Origin of the sequence: Immundisolibacter sp., from assembly GCF_041601295.1 — a bacterium.
GTDB lineage: Bacteria > Pseudomonadota > Gammaproteobacteria > Immundisolibacterales > Immundisolibacteraceae > Immundisolibacter.
Map to the genome: position 1 here is coordinate 1 of NZ_JBFIII010000139.1, position 5,214 is coordinate 5,214.

Genomic DNA, 5,214 nt, shown 5'->3' on the forward strand with positions numbered 1-5,214 from the left:
CACCTCCCTGCGCAGCGCGGATGACGACACCTGGTGCGATGTCTACCTAGCCGACAGCATGGGCGAACTGCCGTCTCTGATGGCCGCCGCCGATCTGGTATTTGTCGGCGGCAGCCTGGTTGCGCGGGGCGGTCACAACCTGATCGAGCCCGCCCAGCTTGGGAAGCCCACGCTGTTCGGCCCGCATATGCACAATTTTGCCGAGCTACGGGACATCACCCTCGCCGCGGGCGCTGGCCTGCAGGTCGTGGACGCACCGAATCTCGCCTTACAGCTCACGACCCTGATGGCCGACGCGCCGCGCAGAGCGCGCATGGGCGAGGCGGCACAGGCCCTGGTAACACAGCACCGCGGCGCCACCGCCAGAACCCTGGCGCTCATTGCGCCGTATCTGGAAACCCCGCCAGGATGAGGCAAGCGGCCGTCACCCCGCGCGCATAACCCGTTGCAGTCGGATATCAGGGCGCGACTGGCGGCGGCGCGCCGGCCGCGGCTTCATCCAGCCAGCCGTTGACGCGGGCGAGATCTTCCTCGCTCAACTGCCCGGACGCCTGCTCCAGGCGCAACCCGTTCAACACATAGTCGTAACGCGCCGTCGCCAGATTGCGTTTGGCCCGGTACAACTCGCGCTCGGCATCGAGCACATCCACCGAGGTCCGTGTGCCGACCCGGTAACCGAGCTCGGTTGCTTCGAGTGCACTCTCATTGGACACCTGCGCCTGGGTGAGCGCCCGCACCCGGCTGATCGCCGCCGCCACCCCGAGGTACGCGTCACGCGTCTCGCGCGACGTGGCACGGCGCTGCTGCTCCATACGCTGCTGCGCCTGACGGTATTGCTGCTGCGCCTGGCGAACCTGGGAACTGGTGCGTCCACCCTCGAACAGCGGCAGCTTCATCTGTAAGCCATAGATGGTGTCTTCGCCATCGCTACCGGCACCGAAACGGCTGGCCGCGGCGCTGGAATTCAGGTAAGTCGCCGTGGCATCCAGGGTGGGGAAGTGGCCGGCGCGCAGCCGCTCCACCTCTTTTTTTGCCGCGGTCGTCGCCTCACTGGCGGCAGCTACCAGCGGATTCTGATCCAGAGCCTGCGTCACCCAGATTTCGGCGCTCTCGCCTGCGGGTGGCTCCAGCGGCAGGCTGTGAGTCAAGGGCGTGAGGGTTTCATAACCCGTGCCGGTGACCTCGCGCAGCGCCTCCATGGCATTGGTCAGTTCGTTGCGCGCCTCGATTTCCTGCGCGACCGTGAGGTCGTAGCGGGCTTGTGCCTCGTGAATATCGGTAATCGCGATCAGACCCACCTCGAACCGCTGCTTGGCCTGTTCCAGCTGCCGACCGATAGCGGCTTTCTCGGACTCCACAAAACGCAGGTTGTCGGCCGCTGACAACACCCCGAAGTAGCGGCTCGAGGTGCGCAGCATCAGTTCCTGTTCGGCAAAGCTGTACTGGTTGTCCGCTTGCCGCACCAGGGCATCGGCCTGACCCAGACCGGCGATCAGCTGCCAGTTGAACAAAGGCTGTACCGCCTGCACCTGCCAACTGTGAGCATTGAAATCGGCCGTGCCGCCCGGCGGAAAGGCCCCGAAAGAATCGGTACGCAGGGTATTTTTCGAGGTCTGGGCGCTGCTCTGCACATTGGGCAACACAAACGACAGAGCCTGCGGCTTGAGTTCCCGCGCCGCGTCGCGGGCCGCGGCGGCGGCCTGCAACTGGGCGTCGTTCTGCAACGCCTGGCGATAGACCGCCAACAAATCCTCGGCCGCCACGGGCACAGTCAACAAGGCACTTGCTAAACCGACCAAAAGAACGTGTCTTTTCATTCTGGATTTCCGAAATTTATAGGTAATGCAGGGTAGTGTCTCAGGGTCCACGGTGCGGCTGGCCCTCAATAGCTGTCCATGCTCGGATCGACATCTTTGGCCCAGGCATCGATACCACCGCTAAGGTTGACCACATCGGTGAAGCCACTGCGCTCCAGCCACAATGCCACCTGGTAGCTGCGTACGCCATGGTGGCACACCACCACGGTTGGGCAGCCCGGGTCCAGTTCGGCAAGCCGCTGCGGCAGGCTGTCCATTGGCACCAAACGGGCACCCGGCAAACGGCAGATGGCGTGCTCCCAGGGCTCGCGCACGTCGATAATCTGCCAGTCACCGGTCGCGCCACCGTCCAGCATCGTGGCCAGCTCCTGAACCGCCATTTCGCGCACGAAACCGCCTAGAACTCGAAGGTCGCGGGCGCGCGCGTGTGCAGCAAGGTCGGGGCGTCGGTCTCGAACAGGGCTTCGTGATGCCAGTCGGCCTCGCCGCGGCGCGTGATCAGCATCGCCTGCATGGCCGGTCGACACCCGCGTACAACCACCAGCCGGCCGCCTGGCTTGAGGCTGTTCAGAAAACTTTGCGGCAGCTGTGCCAGAGCGCCACTGATCATGATGGCATCGTAGGGTCCGTGATCGGGCCAGCCGTCGGCGGCGTTACCGGTTTCCACCCGCACATTGCGCATACCCTGCTCTGCCAGGCGCAAGGCCGCGTATTCGGCCAGCTCCGGGATCACATCGACCGTGGTCACAAAAGCGGCCAACCGGGACATCAGCGCAGCCATATAGCCGCTACCCGCACCAACCTCCAGCACCACGTCCGACGCTTTGAGCGCCAGGGCCTGCAGAAAGCGGCCTTCAAGCTTGGGTTGCAGCATCACCTGCCCGTGGCCAATCGGCACCATCAGGTCCGCATAAGCAATGTTGCGGTAAGCCGCCGGCACGAAGGCCTCGCGCGGCATTTGCGACAACAATTCAAGCACCCGCTCATCAGCCACGTCCCAGGCACGCACCTGGTTCAGCAGCATATTAAAACGGGCAGCGCCAAGGTCCGGGCTGTTCATGGTTCGCTACGAGTGGCGGCAGGTGGGGGCCCAAAAGCGGGTCGGTCAGGTGGCAACGGCGGCCGGCGCGTTGACACCCCTTTGAAGCGGCGCATAGATTACCGTCCCAATCCGCGTTGCGACAATAACAAACCCGATATCGCCGCGTCGCAACCGGCGCGGACTGGCCCCACACCGCCGCCACAGGTCTTGCCATGAACGCCACCCAGAAACCGCCCCTCATCCCCCCTGCCGATGTCGACCCGGAGTTGCGACGACCGTTTGCCGGCTCGTCCAAGATTTATGTGCAGGGCAGCCGGGCCGATCTGCGGGTTCCGATGCGCGAGGTAGCCCAGTCGCAAACGTCCACCCTGCATGGTGGCGAAGCCAACCAACCGATCACCCTGTACGACACCTCCGGCGCTTATACGGATAGCGCGGTCAGCATCGACCTGCGTGCCGGTCTGGCGCCGATCCGTGAGGCGTGGATCGCCGAGCGCGGCGACAGTGAGTTGCTGGACCAGATCAGCTCTGCCTACGGCCGCGAACGGGCCGCCGCGCAAGAACTGTCCGATCTGCGCTTTGCGCATACCCGCCTGCCGCGGCGGGCGCTTGCGGGCGCCAACGTGACGCAGATGCACTACGCGCGGCGCGGCGTCGTCACGCCGGAGATGGAATACATCGCCATCCGCGAGAACCAGCGCCTGGAGACCGTGCGCGATCCGGCCCTGCTGCGCCAGCACCCAGGCCAGAGTTTCGGCGCCGCCATTCCCAGCCGGATCACGCCCGAGTTCGTGCGCGACGAGGTCGCCCGCGGCCGCGCCATCATCCCGGCCAACATCAATCACCCGGAAAGCGAACCGATGATCATCGGCCGCAACTTCCTGGTGAAGATCAACGGCAATATCGGCAACTCGGCGGTCAGTTCGTCGATTGAGGAAGAAGTCGAAAAAATGGTCTGGGGCATCCGCTGGGGCGCCGACACCATCATGGACCTGTCCACCGGCAAGAACATTCACGAAACGCGCGAGTGGATCCTGCGCAACAGCCCGGTGCCCATCGGCACCGTGCCCATCTACCAGGCGCTGGAAAAGGTGGACGGCAAGGCCGAGGAGCTGACCTGGGACATCTTCCGCGACACCCTGATCGAACAGGCCGAACAGGGCGTCGATTACTTCACCATCCACGCCGGCGTGCTGCTGCGCTACGTGCCGCTGACCGCCAAACGCCTGACCGGCATTGTCAGCCGCGGCGGCTCCATCATGGCCAAATGGTGTTTGTCCCACCACAAGGAAAGTTTCCTCTACACGCACTTCGAGGAAATCTGCGAAATCATGAAGGCCTACGACGTGTCCTTCTCGCTGGGCGATGGCCTGCGACCGGGCTCGATCGCCGATGCCAACGACGCGGCGCAACTGGGCGAGCTCGAAACCCTAGGCGAGCTGACCCAGATCGCCTGGAAGCACGACGTGCAGGTCATGATCGAAGGCCCGGGTCATGTGCCCATGCACATGATCAAGGAGAACATGGACCTGCAACTGAAGTACTGCGACGAGGCACCGTTCTATACCCTGGGGCCGCTGACCACCGACATCGCGCCCGGCTACGACCACATCACGTCCGCCATCGGCGCCGCCATGATCGGCTGGTACGGCACCGCCATGCTGTGCTACGTCACGCCCAAGGAGCACCTTGGCCTGCCCAACAAGCACGACGTACGCGAGGGCATCGTCACCTACAAGATCGCCGCCCACGCCTCGGACCTGGCCAAGGGCCACCCCGGCGCGCAGCTGCGCGACAACGCCCTGTCCAAGGCACGTTTCGAGTTCCGCTGGAACGACCAGTTCAACCTCGGCCTGGACCCGGACAAGGCACGCGAGTTCCACGACGAGACCCTGCCCAAGGAATCCGCCAAGCTGGCGCACTTCTGCTCCATGTGCGGCCCGCACTTCTGCTCCATGAAAATCACCCAGGACGTGCGCGATTACGCCCAAAGCAAGGGCTTACTGGACGACGAAGGCGCCCTGGCCGCCGGCATGCAGGAGAAGTCGATCGAGTTCCGGGCGGCGGGCCAGCAGGTGTACCGGAAAACATAGAAATCCGCCCCGCAACGTCGCGCCACGCGCACTGACCAGGGGCCTGTGCCCAGGCAGACGCCCCTGCACGAGTGCCCGCCTTGACCCCGGTCTCGAACGCCGACGCGCCAGGATGGGCCCAGCGGCCACTCCAGCCCTGGGAACGTCAAACCCGGGCAGGAGAAACTGAGGACGGGTGCAGCGCCGGCCCATCCCTTCCGAGTCTCGTGCCCGTATGGCACGGATACGCGTGCCGCCGCTCCTGGCCCCCTTGGGGTGATTA

The 5,214-nt window shown here is 64.7% G+C and carries 5 protein-coding genes; 2 read left to right on the forward strand and 3 right to left on the reverse strand.

Annotated features, from left to right (window positions below):
* Positions 1-412: 3-deoxy-D-manno-octulosonic acid transferase (locus ABZF37_RS13365; RefSeq protein WP_372720739.1), on the forward strand; the 412-nt coding region annotated here is incomplete at its 5' end.
* Between the two features lie 46 nt (positions 413-458).
* Here ABZF37_RS13365 and ABZF37_RS13370 read toward each other — a convergent pair.
* The 3 genes from ABZF37_RS13370 to ABZF37_RS13380 form a co-directional block, all read right to left on the reverse strand.
* The gene (locus tag ABZF37_RS13370) at positions 459-1,817 is read right to left on the reverse strand and encodes a TolC family outer membrane protein (protein WP_372720741.1); all 1,359 of its coding nucleotides are present in this window, start codon (positions 1,815-1,817) and stop codon (positions 459-461) included.
* A gap of 65 nt (positions 1,818-1,882) precedes the next feature.
* Entirely contained in the window at positions 1,883-2,206 is a 324-nt protein-coding gene (locus ABZF37_RS13375; protein ID WP_372720743.1) for a rhodanese-like domain-containing protein, read from the reverse strand.
* Positions 2,207-2,214: 8 nt separating this feature from the next.
* Entirely contained in the window at positions 2,215-2,877 is a 663-nt protein-coding gene (locus tag ABZF37_RS13380; protein ID WP_372720745.1) for a protein-L-isoaspartate O-methyltransferase, read from the reverse strand.
* A gap of 194 nt (positions 2,878-3,071) precedes the next feature.
* On the opposite strand from ABZF37_RS13380, the gene thiC reads away from it, so the two are divergent.
* Positions 3,072-4,952: a phosphomethylpyrimidine synthase ThiC gene (gene thiC, locus ABZF37_RS13385; RefSeq protein ID WP_372720747.1), complete on the forward strand. Its 1,881-nt coding sequence runs from the start codon at positions 3,072-3,074 to the stop codon at positions 4,950-4,952.
* Positions 4,953-5,214: the final 262 nt, after the last annotated feature.